Raw genomic sequence first — 21,848 nt, 5'->3', positions numbered from 1 at the left:
TAGGCAAGGTCGCGCCCGAACCGTGGGGCGGGCAGCGCGCAGGAAGGTGGTCGGCCGGTGGTCGTGCAAGAGGGAGACGGCAACGGCTGGGTGGTGTCCGACGCGGGCGACCGCCGGTGGGGGCGCTTCGGCGCGGCCGGGTTGTTGCTGCGCGCCGCCGACCCCACCGACCCCGACATCCCGCTGGTGTTGCTGCAGCACCGCGCGGTGTGGACGGCGTCGGGCGACACGTGGGCGCTGCCGGGCGGCGCGCGGGATTCGCACGAGGACGCGGCCGTGGCCGCGCTGCGCGAGACCGAGGAGGAGGCGGAGATCCGCCCCGCCGACGTGGTGGTCCGCGCCGAGCGGGTGACCTCCCGGATGCCGGGCACGGTCTGGCACCGCCCGGGGCTGGACATGCGGCATGTGGCGCGGGTGATGAGCCGCCTGCGCCCGGATCAGAACCACCCCGAGTCCGACGACGACAACGCCACCACCGACACCCGGTCCACGTCCGGGGCCGCGGCGCAGGCCTCCTCCGGGCAGCCCGATGCCCCCACGCGGGGCGGTTCACCGATCCCACCGCTCGTGCAGATATCCGAGGACCGGGTGGAGTGGACGTACACGACCGTCGTGGCGGACGCGCCCAGTGCACTGGAGACGGTGCCGAACAACGAGAGCCTCGAGCTGCGCTGGGTGCCCGAGACACTGGTCTCGGAGTTGCCGCTGATGCCCGCGTTCGCCGCCGCCTGGGCGGACGGATTGCGCACCGAGCCGGTCGAGCTGGTCGTGGACGTGGCCAACGTGCTGGGCTCGCGGCCCAACGGCTGGTGGAAGGACCGGGCCGGCGCCACCGCCACACTTCTCGACGAGCTGGGGGCCGGGATGCCCCGCACCCTCGAACTTCCGGCGGACGCCGGCGACCCGGTCCGTTTCGGCTGGGTGGCCCGCGCGCACGCCGTGATCGAGGGTGCCGCCCGCGCGGCCGAGCACTCCGGGCCGTTCGTCGTGCACCGCGCCGCCGGCGAGGGCGACGACTCGATCGTCGACCTGGCCGCCGAGCTGGATGGCGGGCCTCGACGAGTGGTGGTCGTGACGGCCGATCGGGGACTGCGGGCCCGGTTGCCCGAGGGCGTTGTCGTCGTCGGGCCCCGCGCCCTACTCGGCTGACCCGCGCTCGTTCCACGCTGACCTTCCACGCTCGTCGCGCGCCGCCTATCCGCGCCGCTCACCTGCCCGGGGCCGCCCCTTCCCACCCCGATCCGAGGGCCGTCCGCGTCGCGCGCGTGCACACTGGTCGGCATGAGTCCGCGTCCCGAGATCCTCGTCGGCCCGCTGCTGCGGTACGTCGACGCCACCGATGCCACGGTGTGGGTCGAGGTGTCCGCCCCGTGCAGGGTGACAATCCGTGCCGGCGGCGAGGAGGTCACCGAGGCGAGCTGGGGCGTGTTCGGGCATCACTTCGCGATCCTGCACCTGCGGCAGCTGCGCGCGGGCGTCGAGACGCCGTACGAGCTGCAGCTCGACGGCCGGACCGTCTGGCCGCTCGATCCGGACCGACCCAGCGTGATCCGCACGCCGCGCGCCGACGACACGGTGCGGCTGGCGTTCGGCTCGTGCCGGCGCGGCGAGAGCCAGACCCCGGCGGCGCTGCGCAAGATCGGGGCGGACGCGCTGGTGGCGCTGTCGCATCAGATGGCCCACACCGACCACGACAACTGGCCCGACGCGATGCTGCTGCTCGGCGACCAGGTGTACGCCGACATCCCCAGCCGTGAGATCGCCGAGCGGCTGGCCGAGCGTCGGCGCGCGGGTGGCGGCCCGCAGGCGGTGCGCGACTCGGCCGGGGCGGGCGGCGACCGCGACGTCTCCGGCGAGATCTGCGACTTCGAGGAGTACTCGTGGCTGTACCACGAGTCGTGGCGGGACCCGGACGTGCGCTGGCTACTGTCGACGGTGCCCAGCTGCATGATCCTCGACGATCACGACCTGCGCGACGACTGGAACTCCTCGCACTCGTGGCGCCGCGAGATGACCGCGCAGCCGTGGTGGCGCGACCGGGTGATCGGGGCGTTCGCCAGCTACTTCGTCTACCAACACCTCGGCAACCTGGCGCCGGACGAGCTCGACGAGAACTCCGTCTACCAGGCGATCAGGACGGCCGACTCGGACGCCGAGCGCGAGCGGATCCTGTCCGACTTCGCCGTGGCCGCCGACTGCGAGCGGGGCGCCTCCCAGTGGAGTTTCAAGCGCGACTTCGGCCGGGTGCGCGTCGTGATGCTCGACGTGCGCGCCTCCCGCCACCTCGAGCCCGGGGATCGCCGCGTGATGGACGACGGCGAGTGGGAGTGGACGCGCCGCGCCTGCCTGGACGCGGACGTGGACCATCTGGTGATCGGCTCGTCGTTGCCAGCGTTCATGCTGCCGGCGCTGCATCACGTGGAGGGTTGGAACGAGGTGACGGCGCGGGATCGGCCGAACAAGCCGGTCAGCGCGCGGGTCGGGGAGTGGATACGACTGACGGTCGACCTCGAGCACTGGGCCGCGTTCCGCAGCAGCTTCGACGACCTCGTCGGCCTGCTCACCGAGGTCGCGGCTCGCGAGGGCGGGCGCGCGCCGGCATCGATCCTCATGCTCGGCGGCGACGTCCACTGCTCCTACCTCGAGGAGATCGACCTCACCGCCCCGGCCGCGGCCGACTCGCCGACGCGTGTACACCAGCTGGTCATGTCGCCGTTCCGGAATCCGCTGCACCAGCCCATCCGCGTGGTGAACCGCCTGTCGGTGCGGGAGCCGGTGCCCGCGCTCACGCGCCGTCTGGCCCGAGCGGTCGGCGTGCGCGAACCCGCCGTGCGGTGGCGGGTGACGGACGGGGTGTGGTTCGACAACGGCGTCATGACCCTCGTCCTGCGCGGCCGTCGCGCGTCCGTGCAGGTCGACCACGCCGTCGTGGAGTGGCCCGCACGCGGCCTCGGGAAGCTGCTGACGCTGGTGCCGAACCTGGCGCCGGACTCGTGGGGCCGGCGCGGTGGCGGCGGGGCCGAGGGTGGCGAGCGCGGCGGTGGCGAGCGGGGCGGTGAGCGCGGCGGTGGCGCACCGCGGCAGGGCGGGACGAGCCCGAGGGCACGACGACAAGACGGCGATTCCCTCGAGCGCAAGCCACGTCAGGTGCTTCGTCGCACGGTGACCAAGGATCTCACCGGGTAGCGGAAGCGTTTCGCGCCCCGCCCGGGAACTTTGTCTGCATGGCTGCGAGAAGCGTCGGCACCACGTTGAGGATCGAGGCGAATCTTCGCAGTGGTGCCAACAAGGTTTCGCCAGCGGCCAGCGGCCGGCAGCCGGGCGGTCCGGCGGGCTGCGGTCGTGGGCGGTCAGCCGAGGGCGTCGCGCAACCGGCGGGCGGCGGCAGTGGGGTCGGCGGCGTCGGTGATCGCGCGGACCACCACGGCCCGGCTCGCGCCCGCGGCCAGCACCTCGCCCAGGTTGTCGGAATCGATCCCGCCGATCGCGAACCACGGCTTCCCCGCCGCAGTCGCGCCCGCGACAATGCCTGCCGCCGCAGCCGCGCCCGCGTCAATGCCTGCCCCCGCGTCAGCATCCGCGTCAGCGCCCGCACCTGCTCCAGTCTCCGCGCCCGCACCTGCACGGCTGCCGAGCCCGGCGGCGTGCCGCACCAGCTCCAGCCCGGGAGCGTGCCGTCCCGGCTTGGTGGGCGTGGGCCAGACGGGCCCGGTGCAGAAGTAATCGAACAGCGGGTCCGCGGCGGCGGCGTCGACCTCGTCGGACGCATGGCAGGAGATGCCGAGAATCATGTCGTCGCCGATGATCCGGCGCGCCCATTCCTCCGGGAGGTCGTCCTGGCCGATGTGCAGGATGTCGGCGCCGGCGGCCGCGGCGATGTCGGCGCGATCGTTGACCGACAGCAGCGCGCCATGGGCGTCGCACACCTCGCGCATGACGGCCAGAGCCTGAAGCTCGTGCCCGGCCTCCAGCGGACCCTGCTCCCGCTCACCGCCCGAGTTCTTGTCCCGTAGCTGCACGAGGTCCACCCCGCCGGCCAGCGCGGCGGTAACGTCACGCCGCAGCGCCGGATACTCGCCCGTCCAGCCCTGCTCGCGGGCCTGATCGTCGAGATGCCGTCGCGCGTCAATACAGAGGTAGAGGCGGGCATCGGCGAGGCGGGCGCGAAGGCTGGCGGCGCGGGAGGTCATGGGCTCAACCGTAGGCCACGCCCCACTAGGCTGGCCGTCATGAACGCGCCCGACCCCATCGCCGACCCAGCGGCCGCCGAGGCCATCCGCGAGACCGCCGACGATGCCGATACCGGCGCCGCCGGTGTCGGGGCCCGCCGGGTCGTGGTGATCGGCGGCTCGGTGATCGGCCTGGCCTGCGCCTGGACGATCGCCCGCTCGGGCCTGGCCTCCGAGGTCGTGGTCCACGAGCCCGACGACTCCGGCCCCGACGGCGTCCCCACCTCCGGCGCGGGCTGGGTGGCCGGCGGGATGCTCGCCCCGTTCAGTGAGGCCTGGCCGGGCGAGGAGTCCGTCTTCGCGCTGGGTGTGGCCTCACTGCGCCGATGGCCGGAGATGCTGAGCGCACTGGAACCGCACACGCCGCCCGGCCCGCCGATCCGCAGTGCCACCCACACGCACATGCTCGCCGTGGACGACGCGGACGCGCGCGACCTGGACATGGCGATGTCGTGGGCGTTGGGCAACGACGTCGTCGTCGGGGGAATCAACGACGCCGACCTGCGGCGCGTCACCCGCCGCGAACTGCGCGAGGCCGAGCCCTCCCTGGCGCGCGTCGCGCGCGCCGCCTACCGGATGGACTCCGAGGGCGCCGTCGACAACCGGATCCTGCTCGCCGCGCTGACCCGGGCCTGCCGCGCAGAGGGGGTGACGTGGGTGCGCAAGGAGGTGACCTCGCTGGACGACGACATCGACGCCGACCGCGTCGTCCTGGCCGCGGGCTCCGGCTCCGCGGTTCTCGCCGGGCTGCCGATCCGGCCCGTCAAGGGGGAGGTCCTGCGGCTGCGGGCCAGGCCCGGCTGCGAGGACCCACCGCGGGGAGTTGTCCGGGCGTTCGTGCGGGGGCGGCCGCTGTACCTCGTGCCGCGCGACGGCGGACTCGTGGTGGGCGCCACGCAGTACGAGCACGGCGATGACCGGCAGGTCACCGTGGCCGGCGTGCGCGACCTGCTGGCCGACGCCGAGACGATCTTCCCCGGCATCGGCGAGTACGAACTGGCGGAGATGATCGCCGGGCTACGGCCCATGACGCCGGACAACCTGCCGATCCTCGGCGTCGACCCCGACGACCCGCGGCTCATCCACGCCACCGGGCACGGCCGCAACGGAATCGCACTGACCCCGATCACCGCGGCCACCGTGGCGGCAGAACTGCAGGGGGCGCCCGTCCCGGAGGCGGCGCGGGCGGCCCGGGCCGACAGGTTCCGCCGCGGGTGACTACCGTGGTGGACAGGCACTTGTCGTATCCAGGAGGCTTCATGATCGTCACCGTCAACGGTGAGGACCGCACGCTCACCGACGGCGCCACCGTCCGCACCCTGGTCACCGCGATGGACCTGCCCGACGATGGTGTGGCCATCGCTGTGAACGGCATGGTTGTGCCCGGCTCGAGCTGGGACGACACCCCGCTGGGCGCCGGCGCGGAGGTGGACATCCTCACGGCGGTCCAGGGTGGCTGACCCGGCCGGCGCCGCCGCAGTCTCCGCCGCAGGTTCCGGGTCGAGTTCCGTGTCGAGTTCGGTGGCGGGTTCCGTGGCCACCGCGCCGAGCGGGGCGTCCCTCGACCCGAACGTCGCCTCGCAGGTCGCCGCGGTGCTGGACTCGCCGCTGGTGATCGCGGGCGAGGAGATCAGCTCGCGGCTCATCACCGGCACGGGCGGGGCCGGAAACCAGGAGGTGTTGCGCGAGGCGCTCATCGCCTCCGGCACCGCGCTGACGACCGTCTCGATCCGTAAGGTCGACATGCGGCTGGGCGCCGGCGGGCCGGGCCTGCTGGGGATGCTGCGCGAGCTCGGCATACGCGCCCTACCCAACACGGCCGGCTGCCGGGGCGCGGCCGAGGCGGTCAAGACCGCCCGGTTGGCTCGCGAGGCGCTGGGCACCAATTGGGTCAAGCTCGAGGTGATCGCCGACGAGCGCACCCTGTTGCCGGATGCGATCGAACTCGTCGAGGCGGCGGAAGACCTGGTCGATGACGGTTTCGTCGTCCTGCCCTACACCACCGACGACCCCGTGCTCGCCCGCCGTCTCGAGGACGTGGGCTGCGCGGCGGTCATGCCGCTGGGCGCGCCGATCGGCACCGGGCTGGGCATCTCCAACCCGCACAACCTGGAGATGATCGTCGAGCGTGCCGGCGTGCCGGTGATCTGCGACGCCGGGATCGGCACCGCCTCCGATGCGGCCCTGGCCATGGAGCTCGGCTGCGACGGCGTCCTGCTGGCCACCGCCGTGACCCGGGCCGAGAACCCGCCGCTCATGGCCGCCGCGATGCGCGAGGCCGTCCGTGCCGGGCACGCCGCCAGGCTGGCCGGCCGCATCCCCAAGCGGTTCTGGGCGCAGGCCTCGAGCCCGCCGATCGACTGACGCTCCGGGCGGGGCCCGGCGTGCCCGGCGGGGTGGGTGCGTCGGCGCCGGTCAGCGAGGCCGGTCCACCGCCGGAGCGGGTGCGTCGGCGCCGGTCAGCGCTCCGGGCGCGGCACGCGTCGCACCCCGACGCCGCCCATCAGCGCCAGGCCGGTCACCCGGACGGTCGGCGCTCCGGGCGGGGCCTGCCGTACCGGCCGCGGGTCCTCCTTCCAGGTGCTTCGGTCCTCGGCGAACCCGCCCATCAGGCCGAACCCGTCCATCACGAGGTGGATGTCGTCGGGGACGATGATCTCGATCCCGCCCCACACGGCGAACGCGCGGATGGTGGTCTCCCGCGACTGCAGGTCGGCCTCCCGCAGGTCGATCGAGATGCCGCCCATGACCGCCACCGCGGTGTGGGAGTCGGCGATGGTCCACACGGCGGAGCGCTCGCATCCGCTCATCACCGCCACCGACGCGCTGGTGCCGGGCTGGCCGCTCACGCGGTTCGCGGGCATCCAGTCGTGGCGCGGCTCGGGGCGCACGTCGGACTCTGGAGCCGGTCGGGGGTCGAACTGCCGCCGGGCCGGCGAGAGGTCGACCGTCAGCTCAGCGAGGTCGGCCCGGAACAGTGCCCGGTAGGCCTGGGTGGTGCGTTCGTCGAACTCGGCGACGGTGAGCCGACCCTCGGAGAAGGCCTCCTGCAGGATCCGGGCGGTCTCGTGGCGCTCGGCATCCGAGGCCCGCACCGCGGTGATGTGGTCGGGGTCCGAGGTGGCGTCGTCGTCCATGCTGAGAGTTTAGGCTCCGCAAGCCGGGCCGCGGGCCCGGTGCGCATCGGATACCCGTTCACTGCCACCGCCGTGCCCCGCGTCGAGAACCGCCGATCGGCGAGGAGAATGCAGCATAATAAGGACCGTGAACATTGCCACGAATCCTGTTCCGGGACCGCTGCGACGCCGCGTGCGCGGAACGAGATTCGTCCCGGTCGCGTCACTGGCTGTCCTCCTGACGAGCGGGTGCGTTGTCTCGGAGGTCACGCACACGCAGAACGGCGAGACCGTCACCGAGAGCGTGAGCGAGGCGCCGAACACCGAGGACATCGATCCGTGCGGACTGGATGAGTCGTTCCTGGTCGGACTCTCCTTGGATCCCGCCGACCTGGTTCGGGGTCGAGGGGCCAGTTCCTCGCCCACGTGCACCTGGGAGGAGGGCCCGTACAGCGAGACCAGTCTCTATTACTGGGTCGAGGGCCAGACCCCTGCGGACCCGGCGAACGAGGTCACAACCCTGGATAACGGCCAAGAAGTCGAGGTCTTCTACGATTCGCCGGGCATGGCGAGGTACATCCTGCGGAACGACGACCTGACGTTGAATGTCAACTACTCGGCCCCCGCATCCCTCGAGCCCACGGCGCCCGAGGGAGTGGCCGCGGTGATGGACCAACTCCTGTTGATGTACGGCGGTTGATGAAGGGCGGCTCCCTGTCACGCCGCCGGGGCAGGCACACTGGACCCCATGATCGAGGTACGGAATCTCACCAAACGCTTCGGCGCGGCCACCGCCGTCGACGACCTCTCCTTCTCGGTGCGACCAGGTGTCGTCACCGGATTCCTCGGCCCGAACGGGGCCGGAAAGTCCACGACGATGCGCATGATCGTCGGTCTTGACACTCCTACTTCAGGGGAAGCGCTGGTCAACGGTGTCTCGTTCCGGGAGCTGGACGCTCCCGCGCGGACGGTGGGCTGTCTGCTCGACGCGTCCTGGACCCACGCCAACCGTTCCGCCGGCTCACATCTGAAGATGATCGCCGCGGCGGCGGACATTCCCGTCTCGCGAGTCGACGAGGTGCTGACCCTGGTCGGTCTCGCCGACGTCGCCGGTCGAAAGGTCGGCGGTTACTCACTGGGTATGCGCCAGCGCCTGGGCCTGGCCACGGCCATGCTCGGCGATCCCGAGATCCTCATGTTCGACGAGCCAGTCAACGGCCTGGACCCGGAGGGCATCCTCTGGATCCGCCGGTTCATGCACGCCCGCGCGGCGGAGGGCCGCACGGTGCTGGTGTCCTCGCATCTGCTGTCGGAGATGGCGCAGACCGCGCAGGACCTCGTGGTGATCGGCCGCGGTCAGCTGCGCGCCCAGACGTCGGTCGAGGAGTTCCTCTCCCAGGCCAGCTCGGCGGTCGTTCTGCGTACCCCGCACGTTGACGAGTTCGCGTCGGCGGCGCGCGAGGAGGGGGTCAATGCCAACTTCGACGCGCAGCAGGGCGTGTTTCTGATCGACGGTCAGAGCGCCCGCCAGGTGGGCGATCTCGCCGCCAGCCTGGGGATCACGATCCACGAACTACACGAGAAGCGGGCGTCGCTGGAGGAGGCCTTCATGGCCCTCACCGACCAGGACGTCGAGTACCACGGTCAGGAGTCCGCCCGATGAACCTTCTCAAGTCCGAGTGGATCAAGGTCACCACCACCAAGAGCGCCTACTGGCTGTACGGGATCGGGATCGCCCTCGCGCTGGGGATCGCCGTTCTCCTGGGCCAGCTCGAGCAGTCCTCGGGCGGCGAGCCGGTCGCGGGCGCACCGGGTGGCGGGAGCTCACCGCTGTTCGCGATCACAGGCGTCAGCGCCTTCACGGTGCTGCTGGTGTGGATCGCGGCGATCGTCGCGGTCACCGGCGAGTACCGCTACCACACGATCCGGTCGACCTTCCTGGTCACGCCCGCGCGGTGGCCGGCCGTGGTGGCCAAGACGGTGCTGTTCGTCGTGCTGTCGATGATCGTGGTGGCCGTCGCGGTGATCGTCTCGCTTCTCGTGGCGGGCGTGCTGTCCGGCAACGACGAGTGGACCCCGTTCTCCGGAGAGGGGCTGACGCTGCTGTGGCGCTTCCCGGTTTATTCCGCGCTGGGCACGGTCGCGGTGATGGGCCTGGCGTACCTGATGCGTAACGCGGCCGGCACGATCTCGTTGTTCCTCGTGTGGATCCTGGCGGTCGAGGGCATGGTCTCGCTGATCCCCAGGATCGGCCAGGATATCGCCGCCTGGATGCCGTTCTCCAACGGTGACTACTGGACGCAGGGCGAAGCCATGCGCGGGTTCGTCACCTGGGGCCAGTGGCCGGCGTTCGCCTGGTTCGCCGCGGTGTGTATTGCCCTGTGGGTCGTGGGGTTGGTGGTGACCCTGCGCCGCGACGCCTGATCCCGGCCCCCGCGGCCCCGCCGCCGCCCACCCCCGCCGCTCTGCCGCCGCCCAGCCTCTGCCGGCGTCCCGCAGCCGCCCCGCCGGCCGGTAGGTACGACTTACGCGCCCGGAACGCCCGATCTTGGTGCACTTACGCGCCCGGAATGGACCATTCCGGGCGCGTAAGTGCAGGTGATGTGTGCATTCCCGGCGCGCACGTCCCGCCGGGGCCGGGCCGAAGCTGGGCGGGGCTTGCGCGGACCACATTCCGCCGAGTGGTCTGACCCGCTCACAATTTCCCAGGGCAGGTCCCGGCGTCAGCATGATTTGCGACCACGCGAGACAGAACGGTCGGCAGCCGGTTAGCTCGAGCTGGCGCCGGGCCGTCGCCCCGCCGGGCCGGCGGCTGGGCAGGGTCAGGCGCCGCTGAGGGGCAGATAGACGCGCCCGCCGGCGTCGGCGAACTCCGCGGACTTCTCCGCCATCCCCGCCTCGATCGCCTCCACTGTCTCCAGCCCGTGCTCGGCGGCGTAGTCGCGGATGTCCTGCGAGATGCGCATCGAGCAGAACTTCGGGCCGCACATCGAGCAGAAGAGGGCGGTCTTGGCGGGTTCGGCCGGCAGGGTCTCGTCGTGGAACTCCCGAGCGGTGTCCGGATCGAGGGCCAGCGCGAACTGATCCTTCCACCGGAACTCGAACCGGGCGCGGCTCAGCTCGTCATCGCGCTCCTGCGCGCGCGGATGCCCCTTGGCCAGGTCGGCCGAATGGGCGGCGATCTTGTAGGTGATCACGCCGGTCTTGACGTCGTCCAGGTTCGGCAGCCCGAGGTGCTCCTTGGGCGTGACATAGCAGAGCATCGCGGTGCCGGCCTCGGCGATCCGGGCGGCCCCGATCGCGCTGGTGATGTGGTCGTACCCCGGCGCGATGTCGGTGGCCAGCGGCCCGAGCGTGTAGAACGGTGCCTCCTCGCACCACTGCTCCTCGAGTCGCACGTTCTCCACGATCTTGTCCATCGGCACGTGGCCGGGCCCCTCGATCATCACCTGCACGCCGTGCGCCTTGGCGATCCGCGTGAGCTCGCCGAGGGTCCGTAGTTCGGCGAACTGGGCCTCGTCGTTGGCGTCCGCGATCGACCCGGGCCGGAGCCCGTCCCCCAGAGAGAACGTGACGTCGTAGCGCGCAAGGATCTCGCACAGCTCGGCGAAGTGGGAGTAGAGGAACGACTCCCGGTGATGGGCCAGGCACCACGCGGCCATGATCGACCCGCCCCGCGAGACGATCCCCGTGACCCTCGTGGCCGCCAGCGGGACGTACCGCAACAACACCCCGGCGTGGACGGTCATGTAGTCCACGCCCTGCTCGCACTGCTCGATCACGGTGTCGCGGTACAGCTCCCACGTCAGCGCGGCCGGGTCGCCGTTCACCTTCTCCAGCGCCTGATAGATCGGCACGGTGCCCACCGGTACGGGCGAGTTCCGCAGGATCCACTCCCGGGTGGCGTGGATGTCCTTGCCGGTGGACAGGTCCATGATCGTGTCGGCGCCCCAGCGGGTGGCCCACACCATCTTCTCTACCTCTTCGGCGATCGAGCTGGTCACCGCCGAGTTCCCGATGTTGGCGTTGATCTTGGTCATGAAGCGTTTGCCGATGATCATCGGCTCGCTCTCCGGGTGGCGGTGGTTGGCGGGGATGACGGCCCGGCCCGCGGCCACCTCCTCGCGGACGAGCTCCACGTCGACGCCCTCACGTGCGGCGATGAACCGCATCTCCGGCGTGATCAGACCGGCACGCGCCCACGCGAGTTGGGTGCGGACCAGGGGCGCAGGCGCAGGCGCGGGAGCGCCCGACGACGTGGCTGCGGGCGACGGTGACGAGTGTGACGACGACGCCGTCACCGACGACGCCGTCACCGACGACGCCGTCACCGACGACGCCGACACCGACACGGGAACCGGCCGCGGGTGTGGCCATTCCTCACGGGTGCGGGGCAGGCCCACCGCGAGATCGTGGCAGTCGGCGGCGGTGGTGTAGCCGGTGTACGGGCCCGAGGTGTCGTAGACGTCAAACGAGGTGCCGTCGGTCAGCTCGATCCTGCGGGCCGGCACCTGCATGGTGACGCCCGAGCCAGCGGGGTTGTTCTCGGTGAACGGGGGCGGGGTGGTGGCGTTGTCGTCGTCGTACCCCGGTGCCTCTACACCCAGGTACGTCTTGCGGCTCGCATAGATGGGGCCGCACGTCACGTCCTCGACAGAAGTAGAGGGGCGTGCGTCAGTAGATGCGTGATCAACCATGAGATTTCCAGAACTCCCTACGCCGGCATGATCCGGACAGGTTCTACGGTCGACGACCCGGCCGGTCGTCCTCTCAGCCCGCGCTCCGAGGCGGGCTCCCGTGTGGATGGGTTATGAAGTTGTGCCGTCCGAGGGTAGCGCGGGGAGTAGGGTCTCCGGAAGTAGCACCGTCGGCCCGAAGGAGTCGAGATGTCCACCGCCACGTCGTTGAAGCTGGTCCACAACTCGGATCGCGATCGGTTCGAACTGTGGGACGACGAGACGTTCATGGGGCTCGTCGGCTATGAGATGGACGGCGAGGTCTTCATCCTTCTCCACACCGTCATCGAGGAGCGATTCGGGCAGCAGGGCATCGCGCGGCTGCTGGTCAGCCTGGTGCTCACCCGGATGCGGCTCGACGGGGCCAGGATCCGTCCCGTGTGCAGCTACGTGCGGCGCTTCCTCGTCCGGTTCCCCGAGTATCAGCTACTCGTCGCGGCCAACTGACGCGCGCGGGTCTCATGCGCGCGGCTGAGACGCAGGTGGCGGGCGTAGTCTGGGCGTTCGAGTGAACCGCCACGAACGAAGGATCGACATGACCTACCCGCCCCAGGGTGACAACTCCGGCCAGGACAACGGCTACACCGACTACTCGTCGCAGACCGGGTACAACGCGCAGTCCGCGTACGGGCAGGGGGCGCCCGGCCAGTCGGGCTACGGGCAGTCGGGTTTCGGCCAGCCGGGCTACGCCCAGGCCGACTACGCCGCACAGAACCCGTCGTTCGGCAGCGCGGGTGCGACGCAGATCGGTCCGCCATCGAACGTGGGATGGGCGGTCGCCTCGATCCTGTTCTTCTGGCCGCTGTCGTTCGTCGCGATGACCCGCGCACTGCAGGTCTACCCGCTGTGGGCGGCTGGCCGGCACGCCGAGGCGGAGGCGGCCAGCGCGACCGCCAAGAAGCTCGGGATGATCTCGCTGGCCCTGGTGGTACTGCTGATCGTGCTCTACGTGGTGTTCATCTTCGTCCTGGTCGGCGCGGCTGCGACGGCCGGGTACTGACCCGAGACGCCGTCTGACGACGAAGGACGGGGCTGCTCCGGGTACGGAACCCGGGGCAGCCCCTTCTGTTGTGTGGCCGCCCTATTGCGTGGCCGCGCCCATCGTCCGGATGACATCGAGGAGCTGAGACGGCGCGTCCGGCGAGAACGCACCAGGCCGGATGGTCACGGTCTCCCACGTGCCCGAGTAGGGGAACATGCCGTGCGCACGGTAGAGGTCGGCGGACACCGGTGATCGGTGCATCCGGCCCGCCGAGATCCCGCTGAACGGCACCAGCCACGACAGCTGCGTCAACTCGATCCCCTCCGCGACCGGGACACCGTCGATCTCGAGAGCCACGATCCACCTGCTTCTGCCCGGAGCGTCGACGCGGAGGCCGAACCGTGTCGCGCCCGCCGGTATGTCGGCCGGCTCCGAGGTCAGGGCCCGGCCCCAGGCGTTCTGCTCCACCTGAAGGGCGCCGTCCTTCACGAAGAGGACCACGCCCGCCTCCTGGCCTCCATGGGCGTAAAGAACTCCCTCGTCACTGGCCCGGAAGCCGTCCGCGCCCAGCGCCACCTCGACGGTGAACCCGCGGCCGTCGATGAGCTGACTCGCCCGGAACCGCTCGAGCGGCGGGGTCTCCGGGACCATCACGGTCTCCACCGCCAGACGCTGCTCGGCCGGGTCACGCTGGAAGAAGTGCAGCGGACTGCCGTTGGACATCGGATACACCATGTTGTCCCGGGCCGCCGTCTCCCAGCGGGCCACGAGATCGGCCACCACCTCCGGGTGCTGGTCGGCCACGTTCTCGAGCTGCACCGCGTCGCTCTCGGGTCGGAAGAGCTCCCATCGGTCCGCGGAGAACGGCGTCGCCTTGGCGTGGCGGGCCACCAGCTCGAACTCGCCGGCGTAGTACGCGCGCTCACCGAGGCACTCGTAGTACTGGTCGCCGTGACTGCTCGGCGCGTCGGCGTCCTTCAGCGCCGCCACCATCGAGGAGCCGTCCAGCGGCCGCGCTTCCCGGCCCGCCCGGCTCCTCGGAATCTCCACCCCTGCCAGCTCGGCCACGGTCGGAAAGATGTCCGTGACATGCGCGTACTGGTGGCGGATGGCGCCGTCGTCGTCGTTCTCTTCTCCCAGTTCCCCGAGCCCGGCGGGCCAGGACATCACACACGACACCTGGTGCCCGCCCCGGTACGTACTGAACTTATGGCGCCGGAACGGGGTGTTGGCGACCGTCGCCCACGCCGAGGAATAGTGTGGCCAGGAGGCGGGGCCGCCGAGCTCGTCGATCCGGCCGATCTCCTCCGCGATGCGCTCCTCGGTGGTGAGGGTGCGGCTGCGGTCGAGGTTGGCGAGGAAGTTGAACATGCCGACGGTGCCTCCGGAACCCCCGGTGGCCGCGCCGTTGTCGGAGAAGAAGACGAAGATCGTGTTCTCCAGCCGGCCGAGGCGGCGTTGGATCTCGCGGATGCGGCCCACCGACTCGTCGATGCTCACGACCATGGCCGCGTAGTTCTCCATGTGGCGGGCGGCAAGCCGCTTGCCGTCGTCCGACAGCGAGTCCCACTCGACGACGTCCGGTCCAAGCTCCTCGTCCATCGGTCCGGTCCCGGCGGCGGCCGGCACCACGCCCAGATCATCCTGCCGGTGGCGGCGCTCGGCGCGGATCTGATCCCAGCCCGCGTCGTAACGGCCCCGGAAATCCTCGGCCGCGCCGTCCTTGATGTGCATCGGGCTGTGGACCGCCGCGTGCGCGTAGTACATCATCAGCGGCTTGCCGGGATCCGAGGCGTGGGTCTCGGCGATCATCTGCACGGCGCGGTCGGTGAGGTCGTCGGTGAGGTAGTAGCCCTCCGGGTACTCCTCGACGTGGACCGGACTGTTGCCCTCGTACAGCTGGGACGGCGCGTGCAGGTTGGCCTGGGCTTCGAGGAAGCCGTAGTACTGGTCGAAGCCGCGCTGCAGGGGCCACGAATGCCGGTTACCGGACGCGTGCATGTCCTGCTCGCGGCACAGGTGCCACTTGCCGATCGCCATGGTGGCGTAGCCGGCGTCGCGGAAGGCCTCGGCCATGGACGGCTGGTTGGGGGCCAGTTCGGCGGCATAGCCGGGAAAGCCGGTGTCCACGTTCGCGACCGCTCCCATCCCGACCGCGTGCGAGTTGCAGCCGGTCATCAGCGCGGCCCGGGTGGGCGAGCAGGTGGGGGTGACGTGGAAATCGGTCAGTCGGGCGCCCTCCGCGGCCACGGCATCCAGGTTCGGGGTGGGGATCTCCGAGCCGAACGCACCGATGTCCGAGTAGCCCATGTCGTCCACGAGCATGACGATCACGTCCGGTGCCCCGCCGGGTCCCCGTCGGTCGGGACGCGGGCGTGCGGGCCACGCCGGCTGCGCGGAACCCAGGTCCTCCGTGGTGGTGCCGGCGAATCCGGCTGGGGCCCCGAACTCGCCTGAGGGGGAGGGGGAAGCGTCGTTCGCACTCGTCATGACGGCGATCGTATACACGTTCTGCCGAACTTGTAGACATTTGTCTACAGATGGGCCGTGAAGCGCCTGGAGCGTGACTCCACGGAGTGAGACCCTCCGGGTTCAGCCGTCAGATCAGGCCCAGCCGCGGAGCCTCGATCGCGGGGCAGGTGTCCATGACGACGTCGAGGCCGGCATCCTTCGCGCGCTGCGCCGCGGCCTCGTCGATCACGCCCTGCTGCAGCCAGACGGCCTTCGCACCCCTGGCGATGGCGTCGTCCACCACCGCACCGGCGAGCTGGGAGTTCACGAACACGTCCACCACGTCGATCTCACCGGGGACCGACGCGAGATCCGGGTATCCCTGCTGGCCGTAGACGGTCTCGGCCTTGGGGTGAACGGGCACGATCTGATGGCCCAGGTCCCGGACGTACCCCGCGATCCCGTAGGCGGTGCGCTCGGTGTTGGTGGACAGGCCGACGACGGCCCAACGGCCCTTGTCGGACAGCAGACGCTTGATGACATCGCGATCATTCAGATGGCTCATACCCCGTGCAATGCCCCGCGGCCGGCAGACATTCCCGAGCGTCGGCGTCGGCGGTGTGCCCCGAATCCGCAGTTTGATTGCACCACTGCGAAATCCAGGTCGATTCCTCGCAGTGACTACGTCAAGAATCGCCATGGTGTCGACAAACCAGTCGCCGATCGTGGGAAGGCAGGCTCAGTCAGTCCCCGACGGGTTCTGTGCGCGGGGCGCTTCCTTCGCAGGCTCAGTCAGTCCCCGACGGGTTTTGTGCGCGGGGGCATCGCTTCGCTCGCTGGCGCTCGCTGCGCTAGTCCCCGACGGCATCCTTGCCGCGCTGGACGATCTTGCCGTCCGGGGCGAACACCACCTGCGAGTCCTTCTCCGGATAGTCGAACTGGTTGAGGAAGTAGCGCATCGCGTTGATGCGGGCCCGCTTCTTGTCGTTGGACTTGATGGTGATCCACGGCGCGTGGTCGGTGTCCGTGCGCCGGAACATCTCCTCCTTGGCGTCCGTGTACTTGTCCCACTTGTCGAGGGACTCCAGGTCCATGGGCGAGAGTTTCCAGCGCCGCACCGGGTCGAGCTGGCGGATCGCGAACCGGGTCTTCTGCTCCTCGCGGGTGACGGAGAACCAGAACTTGGTCACCCCGATTCCCGATTCGACCAGCATCTTCTCGAACATCGGAGCCTGCTCCATGAACGTCTCGTACTGCGAATCCGTGCAGAATCCCATCACCCGTTCGACGCCGGCCCGGTTGTACCAGGACCGGTCGAACAGGACGAGCTCACCGCGGCTGGGCAGGTGGCTGACGTAGCGCTGGAAGTACCACTGGTGCATCTCGGTTTCGGTGGGCTTGATCAGCGCCACCGTGCGTGACTGCCGGATGTTGATGTACTCGGTGAACCGCTTGATCGTGCCGCCCTTGCCGGCGGCGTCGCGACCCTCGAACACGATGATCTGCCGGTGCCCGGTCTCGGCCTGCCACCGCTGGAACTTGAGCAGCTCGATCTGCAGCAGGTACTTCTCGACCTCGTACTGGTTCCGGTCCATCCGGTCGTCGTACGGGTAGTTCTCCCGCCACGTGTCCACGGCCCGGCCATTGATGTCGATGAGGTCGGGATCCTCGCCGTGGTCGTCGCGAACCGTGTAGCCCTCGGCGCGGAGCCGATCGATGTAGTGACGCAGCTGGAACGTGGACATGCGGTCGATCTCCTGGCGTGAGGTGGTGTCGAGCGTTTCAGGCGACTCGGGGGCGGCAGGGTCTAGTCGAGGTCCACCACGACGGGGGCGTGGTCCGAGGCGCCCTTGCCCTTGCGCTCCTCGCGATCGATGCTCGCGCCGGTGACGCGGGCGGCCAGTGCGGGGGAGTGCAGCTGGAAGTCGATCCGCATGCCCTTGCGCTTGGGAAAGCTCAGCCCCGTGTAGTCCCAGTACGTGTAGACGCCGGGCCCGGGCGTGTATTCGCGGGTGACCTCGCGGAAGCCGGCGCCGTCGAACGCGGCGAACGCCAGCCGCTCGGGATCGGAGACGTGGGTCTTGCCCTCGAAGACCTCCATGTCCCACACGTCCTCGTTCTGCGGCGCCACGTTCCAGTCGCCGACCAGCGCGATCTGCGCGCTCGAGTCGGCGGCCACCTCGGCGGCCGCGTGATCGCGCAGCCGGGCCAGCCACTCGAGTTTGTAGGTGTAGTGGGGGTCGGCGAGCTCGCGGCCGTTGGGCACGTAGAGGCTGTACACGCGGACGCCGTCGCAGACCGCGGAGATCGCGCGCGCCTCGGGATCCTGCGAGACCTCGGGGTCCTTGTGGAAGCCGGGCATCCCGTCGAAGCCGATCTGCACGTCCTCCAGGCCGACGCGCGAGGCCACGGCGACGCCGTTCCACTGACTCAGACCGTGGTGTGCGACCTGGTAACCGATCTCCTCGAACGCCTCATGCGGGAACTGATCGTCCTTGCACTTGGTCTCCTGCATGGCCAGGACGTCGACATCGGATCGTTCGAGCCAGGACACCACCCGGTCACGACGAGCACGGATGGAGTTGACGTTCCAGGTGGCCAGGCGCATGGGCACCAGTCTATTACCCGTCCTCGTGCGGCGAGTGGTGCGTGGGAGAACACACGGGGACGACCACGGGACACGGCCCCGGGTCCGTCGCCCCGCGGGAGTGGATCAGGAGGGGTCGACGACGACGAGGTGCCGTAGCGAATGGTGCGGCTGCAGGCCGAGTTTGGTCCACAGCCCCCGTCCGGCGGTGTTGTCCGCGAAGACGTGGAGGTGACACTCGGTCGCCCCGAGGCCCAGGCCCCAGTCGACGAGCGAGCCGGTGACGATCTCGGCCAGGCCCCGGCGCCGATGGCCCGCGGCGGTCTGGACGCAGGACACGGCGATCCGGGGCGCCCCGTCGGGCCCGGCGGTCACGGCGCCGCGGGCGATCGCGGCCAGTTCGCCACCGTCGGAGAGGCGGGCGAACACGGTGTGCCCGCCGGGGGCGGGGTCGCCGTCCGAGGCGTCGGCGGTGGCGAGCATCGCGGGCCGCACGCGCTCGGGGTCCAGGTCGGCGGTGGCGTGGTAGAGCTCCAGCCAGTCGTCGCCGGGGGTCTCGGCCAGCGTCACGGCGGGCCGGGAGTCGGCGGGGAACGCCGCGTCCACGATGCCCAGCAGCTCGCGGCTGTCCGCGGTGCACAGCATCAGCTCGCGGTCGGCCCGGAGGCGGGCCGGGTCGACGGGCTGACCGTCGAGCAGCATCTGTTCGGTCCTGACCAGCCGGTCCACGTCCACGATCCGCAGCGGCAGTCCGCGCGCGGCGTACCAGTCGCGGACCCCGTCGAGCCGGGCGCAGCTGGCCCACGGCAGCACCGGCACGGCGGAGTCGCGGCGGTACGACCAGTCGTCGCCGGCCCGGCAGAACCAGCCGTCGACGAGCTCGTACTCGGTGCCCGGCCAGGCCAGCGCGCCCGCGTACTCGTGCGCGCGGATCTCGCGGGCGCGTACCGGCCGCGGCGGCAGCACCTTGAGCACGGCGATGTCGGCGTCCGGGATCCGGACCTCCTCGCCGGACTCGCGGCGCACGACCAGCTCCGGCTCGAGCGTCACCACGTGGCCGATCACGTCGGTGTACAGGTGTGAGGTCTCGCCGGGAGCGAGATGACGGCGCACCGTCACCCGCTCGCCGACGGCCACCTCGCGACCGTTGTTCCAGCGCGATCGGCCTGATAGCCCACGGTCGGAGTGAGCCGGGTCCGGGGAACCGTGCGGCTGCTCAGCCATGAAGCGGGCTGGCGGTGTCGTCGTCGTAGTCGTCGTCCGCACCGTCCTCGTCGGCGAAGGGGTCCGGGTCACGCGACGGGTCCCAGCTGAGGCCCGGCACGCCCCAGCCCTCGTCGCGGATGTGCCGCTTGGCGGCCTTGCGGTTCCGACCGATCAGGTGGTCGGTGTACAGGAAGCCGTCGAGGTGGCCCACCTCGTGCTGGAGGCAGCGGGCGAACAGGCCGTACCCCTCGACCGACACCGGCTCGCCGTGCTCGTCGGTGCCGGTGACCCGGGCCCACCAAGCGCGCCCGCGCGGGAAGTTCACGCCCGGAACGGACAGGCAGCCCTCCAGGTCCTCCTCGGGGTCGGGCATGGTCTCGGGGATCTCCGAGGTCTCCAGCACCGGGTTCACCACGCAGCCGCGCCGCGTGATCCACCCGCCGCGCGCCTCGACCTCCTCGCGGGACAGGCTGCCCCCGTCCTCGGTGTCCAGGTCGGGACAGTCGAAGACGAACAGGCGCTTACCCACGCCGATCTGGTTGGCGGCCAGGCCCACCCCGTTGGCGGCGTCCATCGTGTCGTACATGTCCTGCACGAGCGCGGCGAGCTCCTCGGGGGACTCGGAGACGGGCTCGGTCGGGGCGTGAAGGGCGGGGTCGCCGAGGATGACGATGGGACGGATTGCCATGGGCACAGATTCTAGTGCGCACCTGGCCTGTTCTCCCTTTCGCGTCTGGCAGGGTGTCGTAGCGGTGTGGTTCACTACGGGGGAATCACAACGGTGTGATCCGAGCGCAGGGTCGGCGCGGCCATGGTGCCAGCGCATCGCGAACCGAGGAGGCACGCACATGGGTCGAGCGGCCGCTACGGCACACGACGCGCAGGTCGGGGACGGGCAGGCTGGGAGCGGGCAGGCTGAGAGCGAGCAGTACGTGAGCGAACTCCACGCGGCCGACCCCGTGCTGTCGGATCGGGACCAGGCGATGCTCGAGTTCGAGCGCCAGTGGTGGAAGTTCGCCGGCTCCAAGGAGGAGGCGATCCGGCAGAAGTTCGACATGTCGGGCACCCGCTACTTCCAGATCCTCAACGACCTGATCGACCGGCCCGAGGCCCTGGCCACCGACCCGCTCCTCGTCAAGCGGCTGCGCCGCATGCGCAGCAGCAGGCAGAAGGCGCGCGCGGCCCGCAACCTGGGAATGCGCCTCGACTGACCTACACTCGGGCGCGTGAACACCCAGTCCGAGAACCCGCAGTACGACGACCGGCAGTTCGACGCGGAGCACGGCGGCGCCTACGCCGCCGGCTACGACGCCGACCCGAACGCGCAGGGTGACGGCCCCTACGCCGACGAGCCGAGCGGCCCGCCGTACCGGGCCATCGCGATGGTGCTGCTGTCCGCGGTGGTGCTGGCGATCGGCGTGGGATTGGTGCAGCTGTTCGGTGGCGACGACGACGAGGGCGTCAGCGCCGTCGAGGAGAGCACCTCCCAGGTCGAGCAGAACGGCCAGAACGGCCAGGGCGCCGAGGGGCAGGGGGCCGCTGGTCAGGGCTCCGACGGCCAGCCCGCTCCGGGCGATGGCGAGCCGCTGCCCCCGGGCGCGGACCAGGAACCCGCAGCCCCGGCCGACCCGGCCTCGGGGGAGAACGGCCAGCAGGGGCAGGCCCCCGACGCCGGCGCCCCGGCCGCGACCGCGGTACCCGTGCAGATCTACAACAACAGCACCGTCACCGGCCTCGCGGGCCGGACCGGTGAGCAGCTGCGGGAATCCGGATTCGCGGTGGGCGACGTGGCCAACATGCCGTCCAACCGGGGTGTCGTGGCGGAGTCGACCGCCTTCTACGGGACCGGCCCGGGCGAGCAGCAGGCCGCGCAGGCCATCGCGGGCCAGCTCGGCATCTCCGCCAAGCCGCGCCCCGCGGACATGGCCGCGGACGCTCCGGGCGTGATCGTGATCGTCACCCAGGACCTCGACCGCTGAGGCCTGTCGTCCCCCATGGCCTCGGGCGCGAAGGCCTGAGGATATGATGAGTTGACGGATTCCGCCGCGCGGGATCCGTGCACTGTAGAGACTTGCAGCCTCCCGAGATCGAAGGAGCCCCCATGGCCCCGCGTCAGACCGCCCGCCGCCTCCTGGTCGCGGCTCCCGCACTCGCCCTCGCGCTGGGCCTGGCCGCGTGCAGCCCGCCCAACGAGCAGCCTGCCGATCCGGACGCGCCGTACACGCTTCCCAGCTACACGCTCGATCCCACCACCGCCACCACCACGTCGCCGGCCCCCGAGTCCGCCGGTGGCGTCGACGCCTCCGAGGAGGAGTGGCTGGAGGGCACCCCGACCCCCACCACCAACCCGGGCCTGGGCCTCGATGGTGACCCGGTCGGCGTCGACGAGGCCGACGGCGTCGATGGCCCGGTGGTCCCGGAGGCCGAGCGCCAGCCGGGCGGCGTCGCCGGCAACTGATCTCTTCTGCGCCGGGCGTCGGCCCGGCAGCGGGCTGCGGCCCAGCGCCGAAGCGAGCCCCGTCTCCGGGTGGAGGCGGGGCT

Annotated in this window: 22 protein-coding genes and 1 riboswitch; of the genes, 13 read left to right on the top strand and 9 right to left on the bottom strand. The window is 70.8% G+C overall.

The window, feature by feature from the left end; translation table 11 throughout:
* Positions 1-57: 57 nt before the first annotated feature.
* Both ACWGLC_RS10570 and ACWGLC_RS10565 read left to right on the top strand, forming a co-directional pair.
* Positions 58-1,149 carry an NUDIX domain-containing protein gene (locus ACWGLC_RS10570; protein ID WP_452099871.1) on the top strand — a complete coding sequence of 364 codons (1,092 nt, stop codon included), beginning with the start codon at positions 58-60 and terminating at the stop codon, positions 1,147-1,149.
* 132 nt (positions 1,150-1,281) lie between these two features.
* Positions 1,282-3,186, top strand: coding sequence for an alkaline phosphatase D family protein (locus tag ACWGLC_RS10565; RefSeq protein ID WP_452099870.1), 1,905 nt, complete (start codon positions 1,282-1,284; stop codon positions 3,184-3,186).
* 164 nt (positions 3,187-3,350) lie between these two features.
* Here the strand turns inward: ACWGLC_RS10565 and ACWGLC_RS10560 are convergent, their stop codons facing one another.
* Positions 3,351-4,190, bottom strand: a complete 840-nt coding sequence (locus tag ACWGLC_RS10560; protein WP_452099869.1) for a thiamine phosphate synthase — start codon at positions 4,188-4,190, stop codon at positions 3,351-3,353.
* Between the two features lie 39 nt (positions 4,191-4,229).
* On the opposite strand from ACWGLC_RS10560, the gene thiO reads away from it, so the two are divergent.
* The 3 genes from thiO to thiG all read left to right on the top strand — a co-directional run bounded on the left by thiO (position 4,230) and on the right by thiG (position 6,593).
* On the top strand, positions 4,230-5,447 hold the full coding sequence (gene thiO / locus ACWGLC_RS10555; RefSeq protein ID WP_452099868.1) for a glycine oxidase ThiO: 1,218 nt from the start codon (positions 4,230-4,232) through the stop codon (positions 5,445-5,447).
* Positions 5,448-5,488: 41 nt separating this feature from the next.
* On the top strand, positions 5,489-5,689 hold the full coding sequence (thiS, locus tag ACWGLC_RS10550; protein ID WP_295647725.1) for a sulfur carrier protein ThiS: 201 nt from the start codon (positions 5,489-5,491) through the stop codon (positions 5,687-5,689).
* 133 nt (positions 5,690-5,822) lie between these two features.
* Positions 5,823-6,593, top strand: a complete 771-nt coding sequence (gene thiG, locus ACWGLC_RS10545; RefSeq protein WP_295647757.1) for a thiazole synthase — start codon at positions 5,823-5,825, stop codon at positions 6,591-6,593.
* Positions 6,594-6,688: 95 nt separating this feature from the next.
* Here the strand turns inward: thiG and ACWGLC_RS10540 are convergent, their stop codons facing one another.
* Entirely contained in the window at positions 6,689-7,366 is a 678-nt protein-coding gene (locus tag ACWGLC_RS10540; protein ID WP_452099867.1) for a DUF1707 SHOCT-like domain-containing protein, read from the bottom strand.
* A 127-nt stretch (positions 7,367-7,493) separates the two neighbouring features.
* On the opposite strand from ACWGLC_RS10540, the gene ACWGLC_RS10535 reads away from it, so the two are divergent.
* Genes ACWGLC_RS10535 through ACWGLC_RS10525 form a run of 3 tightly spaced genes read left to right on the top strand, consistent with a single transcriptional unit; the run spans position 7,494 to position 9,769 of the window.
* Positions 7,494-8,045 carry a hypothetical protein gene (locus ACWGLC_RS10535; RefSeq protein WP_452099866.1) on the top strand — a complete coding sequence of 184 codons (552 nt, stop codon included), beginning with the start codon at positions 7,494-7,496 and terminating at the stop codon, positions 8,043-8,045.
* 48 nt (positions 8,046-8,093) lie between these two features.
* Positions 8,094-9,008: an ABC transporter ATP-binding protein gene (locus tag ACWGLC_RS10530; RefSeq protein ID WP_452099865.1), complete on the top strand. Its 915-nt coding sequence runs from the start codon at positions 8,094-8,096 to the stop codon at positions 9,006-9,008.
* The gene (locus ACWGLC_RS10525; RefSeq protein ID WP_452099864.1) at positions 9,005-9,769 is read left to right on the top strand and encodes an ABC transporter permease; all 765 of its coding nucleotides are present in this window, start codon (positions 9,005-9,007) and stop codon (positions 9,767-9,769) included. The genes ACWGLC_RS10530 and ACWGLC_RS10525 overlap by 4 nt, the downstream gene beginning before the upstream one ends.
* 398 nt (positions 9,770-10,167) lie before the next feature.
* Here the strand turns inward: ACWGLC_RS10525 and thiC are convergent, their stop codons facing one another.
* Positions 10,168-12,042 (bottom strand): phosphomethylpyrimidine synthase ThiC, encoded by a 1,875-nt coding sequence (gene thiC, locus ACWGLC_RS10520; protein ID WP_452099863.1) that lies wholly within the window; start codon positions 12,040-12,042, stop codon positions 10,168-10,170.
* Positions 12,038-12,153, bottom strand: a riboswitch (TPP riboswitch). It overlaps the preceding gene by 5 nt.
* 78 nt (positions 12,154-12,231) lie before the next feature.
* On the opposite strand from thiC, the gene ACWGLC_RS10515 reads away from it, so the two are divergent.
* Together ACWGLC_RS10515 and ACWGLC_RS10510 are read left to right on the top strand one after the other, a co-directional pair.
* On the top strand, positions 12,232-12,528 hold the full coding sequence (locus ACWGLC_RS10515; RefSeq protein WP_230928530.1) for a GNAT family N-acetyltransferase: 297 nt from the start codon (positions 12,232-12,234) through the stop codon (positions 12,526-12,528).
* An 88-nt stretch (positions 12,529-12,616) separates the two neighbouring features.
* Positions 12,617-13,081: a CD225/dispanin family protein gene (locus ACWGLC_RS10510; RefSeq protein WP_452099862.1), complete on the top strand. Its 465-nt coding sequence runs from the start codon at positions 12,617-12,619 to the stop codon at positions 13,079-13,081.
* A gap of 81 nt (positions 13,082-13,162) precedes the next feature.
* Here ACWGLC_RS10510 and ACWGLC_RS10505 read toward each other — a convergent pair whose 3' ends face one another.
* The 6 genes from ACWGLC_RS10505 to ACWGLC_RS10480 form a co-directional block, all read right to left on the bottom strand.
* Entirely contained in the window at positions 13,163-15,553 is a 2,391-nt protein-coding gene (locus tag ACWGLC_RS10505) for an arylsulfatase (protein ID WP_452099861.1), read from the bottom strand.
* Positions 15,554-15,662: 109 nt separating this feature from the next.
* Positions 15,663-16,079 carry a CoA-binding protein gene (locus ACWGLC_RS10500; protein ID WP_452099860.1) on the bottom strand — a complete coding sequence of 139 codons (417 nt, stop codon included), beginning with the start codon at positions 16,077-16,079 and terminating at the stop codon, positions 15,663-15,665.
* Positions 16,080-16,365: 286 nt separating this feature from the next.
* Positions 16,366-17,259: a polyphosphate kinase 2 gene (ppk2, locus tag ACWGLC_RS10495; protein ID WP_452099859.1), complete on the bottom strand. Its 894-nt coding sequence runs from the start codon at positions 17,257-17,259 to the stop codon at positions 16,366-16,368.
* Between the two features lie 62 nt (positions 17,260-17,321).
* On the bottom strand, positions 17,322-18,122 hold the full coding sequence (locus ACWGLC_RS10490; protein ID WP_452099858.1) for an exodeoxyribonuclease III: 801 nt from the start codon (positions 18,120-18,122) through the stop codon (positions 17,322-17,324).
* A gap of 105 nt (positions 18,123-18,227) precedes the next feature.
* Complete coding sequence (locus tag ACWGLC_RS10485; RefSeq protein ID WP_452099857.1) at positions 18,228-19,325, bottom strand: GNAT family N-acetyltransferase; 1,098 nt, start codon at positions 19,323-19,325, stop codon at positions 18,228-18,230.
* Positions 19,318-19,995, bottom strand: coding sequence for a peptide deformylase (locus ACWGLC_RS10480; protein WP_452099856.1), 678 nt, complete (start codon positions 19,993-19,995; stop codon positions 19,318-19,320). Before ACWGLC_RS10480 ends, ACWGLC_RS10485 begins: the two co-directional genes overlap by 8 nt.
* A 160-nt stretch (positions 19,996-20,155) precedes the next feature.
* On the opposite strand from ACWGLC_RS10480, the gene ACWGLC_RS10475 reads away from it, so the two are divergent.
* The 3 genes from ACWGLC_RS10475 (at position 20,156) to ACWGLC_RS10465 (ending at position 21,765) form a co-directional block, all read left to right on the top strand.
* Positions 20,156-20,518, top strand: a complete 363-nt coding sequence (locus tag ACWGLC_RS10475; RefSeq protein WP_452099855.1) for a DUF3263 domain-containing protein — start codon at positions 20,156-20,158, stop codon at positions 20,516-20,518.
* Between the two features lie 15 nt (positions 20,519-20,533).
* Complete coding sequence (locus tag ACWGLC_RS10470; protein WP_452099854.1) at positions 20,534-21,286, top strand: LytR C-terminal domain-containing protein; 753 nt, start codon at positions 20,534-20,536, stop codon at positions 21,284-21,286.
* A gap of 122 nt (positions 21,287-21,408) precedes the next feature.
* Positions 21,409-21,765: a hypothetical protein gene (locus ACWGLC_RS10465; protein ID WP_452099853.1), complete on the top strand. Its 357-nt coding sequence runs from the start codon at positions 21,409-21,411 to the stop codon at positions 21,763-21,765.
* The last annotated feature ends 83 nt before the right edge of the window (positions 21,766-21,848 follow it).

The organism is Dietzia sp. NPDC055877 (assembly GCF_053615975.1).
This window is presented reverse-complemented; position numbering and strand designations above follow the sequence as displayed.